This is a genomic window from Streptomyces sp. NPDC057654, from assembly GCF_042800135.1.
GTDB lineage: Bacteria > Actinomycetota > Actinomycetes > Streptomycetales > Streptomycetaceae > Streptomyces.
In genome coordinates this window covers 1-2,944 of the sequence record NZ_JBHVHQ010001000.1, presented here as the reverse complement: position 1 = coordinate 2,944, position 2,944 = coordinate 1, and the positions used below count along the sequence as shown (strand labels likewise).

General features: G+C 73.6%; 3 protein-coding genes. 1 reads left to right on the top strand and 2 read right to left on the bottom strand.

The window, feature by feature from the left end; translation table 11 throughout:
* A partial coding sequence (locus ACFU99_RS39540) for a PfkB family carbohydrate kinase (protein ID WP_384402333.1) occupies positions 1–365 on the top strand: 365 nt, incomplete at its 5' end.
* Between the two features lie 100 nt (positions 366–465).
* Here the strand turns inward: ACFU99_RS39540 and ACFU99_RS39535 are convergent.
* Both ACFU99_RS39535 and cdgB read right to left on the bottom strand, forming a co-directional pair.
* Positions 466–1,506: a carbohydrate-binding protein gene (locus ACFU99_RS39535; RefSeq protein WP_384402331.1), complete on the bottom strand. Its 1,041-nt coding sequence runs from the start codon at positions 1,504–1,506 to the stop codon at positions 466–468.
* Positions 1,507–1,704: 198 nt separating this feature from the next.
* A partial coding sequence (gene cdgB, locus ACFU99_RS39530; RefSeq protein ID WP_384402328.1) for a diguanylate cyclase CdgB occupies positions 1,705–2,944 on the bottom strand: 1,240 nt, incomplete at its 5' end.

The following is a 2,944-nucleotide window of genomic DNA, read 5'->3' as shown; positions in this document are numbered from 1 at the left end:
AACTCACCGAGCTCACCGGCTCCACCGAGCCGCTGCGCGCCGCCCAGGACGCCCGCCGCCGCGGCGCGCAGGCCGTCATCGCCTCCCTCGGCGCGGACGGCATGCTCGCCGTCACCCCCGACGGCGTCTGGCGCGCCGCCCCGCCGGAGCGGATCGTGGGCAACCCGACGGGCGCGGGCGACTCGGCCGTCGCGGGCATCCTCTCCGCCTGGGCCGAGGATCTCCCCTGGCCGGACCGGCTGGCGCGGGCGGTGGCGCTGTCGGCCGCGACCGTACAGGCCCCCACGGCGGGCGACTTCGACCGCCCGACGTACGAACGGCTGCTCCCCCTGGTCGAGGTGGCCCCGGCAGCCGCTCACGGCTGAGCGGCTGCGCCGAGGGCGGTTCTCCCGTAGGCCCAGGTGGGGAACGATCCGCCACAGCCGCCGCAGTTGGCGTAGGCCGGGCGACGCCCGGCCCGGCGGCCTACGGCGCGTCGCGGCTGGGGTGGACGTGCCCGGCCGTCAGCCAGACCTGGTCAATGTTGAACCCGCACTTGTTGCCCTGCTCGCACGAGACCTTGATGGTGTTCTTGCCCTTTTTCAGGTCGATCCAGGCCCACGTGTTCGTCCAGCCCTTCTCCCAGTCGCCGTCCTTGGCGCCGGCGAAGTTCCCCATGCTCAGCGGCTGGCCGCTGGCCTTGCCGTTGACCGTGAGCGTGGAGTTGGCGTCCTTGCCGGGCACGCCGAAGTTCACGGAGACCGTGTAGTCGCCGCCCTTCGGGACGTCGAAGTCCCAGGTGACGCCCGCGCCGGGCTTGTCCATGCCCCCCACGTACGTGCCGTCGGCGGACCGCGCCCCCTTCACGTCCTTGGACGTGCTGGCGCCGCCGTCGACGCGCAGGCTCCCCGCGTCCTCCTTGGGCAGCTTGCCGGGGGTCTTGGAGGGGCTGGGCTTGTCGCTCGGCTTGTCGCTCGCCTCGGCGGAGGGCGTCGACTCGGAGGACGCGGTGTCGTCCTTCTTCTTGTCGTCCCCCTGGTTGCTGATCATGGCGATGCTGATGCCGGCGATGACCACCACGACCACCGCGATGGCGCCGATGAGCATGCCGCGCCGGTTGGGACGGCCGCCGCCCTGACCGCCGCCCTGACCGGGGCCGGGGCCGCCGGGGTGGCGGGGCGCGCCGCCGGGGAGCGTCTCGGGGGCGGCGTACGAGGCGTTGGGCTGCTGCCCGTACGGCGACTGCTGACCGTAGCCCTGCTGCTGTTGGCCGTAGCCCTGCTGCCCGTAACCCTGCTGCTGGCCGTAGCCCTGCTGGTTGGGCACGCCCTGGCCGTACGTGCCGCCCTGCTGCTGCCCGTACTGCCGGGAGCCGACGGGGCGGACCTGGTTGTAGGACGTGCGGGGGACGCCGGGCTGCTGCGCGGTCCCGCCGTCGCCGGACTCGCCGCCCTCCGAGCGGTACAGATAGGCGAACGGGTCGTCGTTCTCCGGCTTGTCGTCGGCGCCGTTGTTACCGGCCGTCATCCCCTGTCACTCCCTACATGCTGTACCCACCGGCGCCCACCACGTACGCGCGCGGGCCGCTCTGTCCGGGCCGGGGCGGCCTGGAGCGGGCTCACGCGATCCGGATGGCCGGAATTCTTGATCGATTCGCGGTCGGCGACAGGCGCCGCCCCGGCGCAGCCTACCCCGTACGGAGTAGCGGGCGCGGTCCCGCGGACGTCATCCGGCCCGCCGGCCGGCCTTGGCGCGGGAGCGCTTCTCCACGTACATCCGCTGGTCGGCGGAGTGCAGAACCTCTTCCGCGGACATCCCGCAGCCCGCCCAGCCGATGCCGAAGCTGGCGCCGACGCGGACCGCCCGGCCGTCGACCCGGATGGGCGGCATGATCGCGTTGCGCAGCCGGACGGCCAGGTCCTGGGCGTCCGCGCGGCCGAGCCCGTCGGCGAGGACGACGAACTCGTCGCCGCCGAGCCGGGCGACCGTGTCGCCGTCGCGCACCCCGTTGGTCAGCCGCTGGGCGACCTCGATGAGGACCGCGTCGCCGGTGTGGTGGCCGAACCGGTCGTTGATGGACTTGAAGCCGTCGAGGTCGCAGAAGAGGACGGCCAGGCCCTTGCAGCCGTCGTCATCGTCCTCGTCGGGGGCGACCGTGTGCACATGGTGGTCGAACCCGGCGGCGAGCACGGTCTCCAGGCCGCTGCCCGCGCCGTAGGCGTCGGCGCCGAAGTCGTGCCCGTACTGCCCGTACGCGGCCCCCTCCACCTCCGCGAAGCCCGCGAGGTACCCGTCGGCCAGGACGGCGGCCGCGTGCCCGTCGCTGCCCGGCGGGCGGGCGCAGAGCCGGCTGGAGAGGCGGGCGCGCAGCTCGGCGCTGTTGGGCAGGCCGGTGAGCGAGTCGTGGCTGGCGCGGTGGGCGAGCTGTAGCTCGTGGCGCTTGCGCTCCTCGATGTCCTCGACGTGGGTGAGCAGGAACCGGGGGCCGTCGGCGGCGTCGGCGACCACGGAGTTGCGCAGCGAGACCCACAGGTACGTGCCGTCGCGGCGGGCGAGCCGCAGCTCGGCGCGGCCGCCCTCGGCGGAGGTGCGCAGCAGGGTGCCGATGTCCTCGGGGTGGACGAGGTCGGAGAAGGAGTAGCGGCGCATCGCGGCGGCGGGGCGGCCGAGCAGCCGGCAGAGCGCGTCGTTGGCCCGTACGAGCCGGCCGCGCTGGTCGCCTCCGAGCTCGGCGATGGCCATGCCGCTGGGCGCGAACTCGAAGGCCTGCCGGAAGCTCTCCTCGCTGGCCCGCAGCGCCTGTCCCTCGCGCTCCAGCCGGACGAGTGCACGCTGCATGTTTGCTCTGAGCCGAGCATTACTGATCGCAATGCCGGCCTGGAAGGTATACATCTGGAGCGCTTCGCGCCCCCATGCGCCGGGACGACGCCCGTTACGGGGTTTGTCCACCGAGATGACGCCCAGC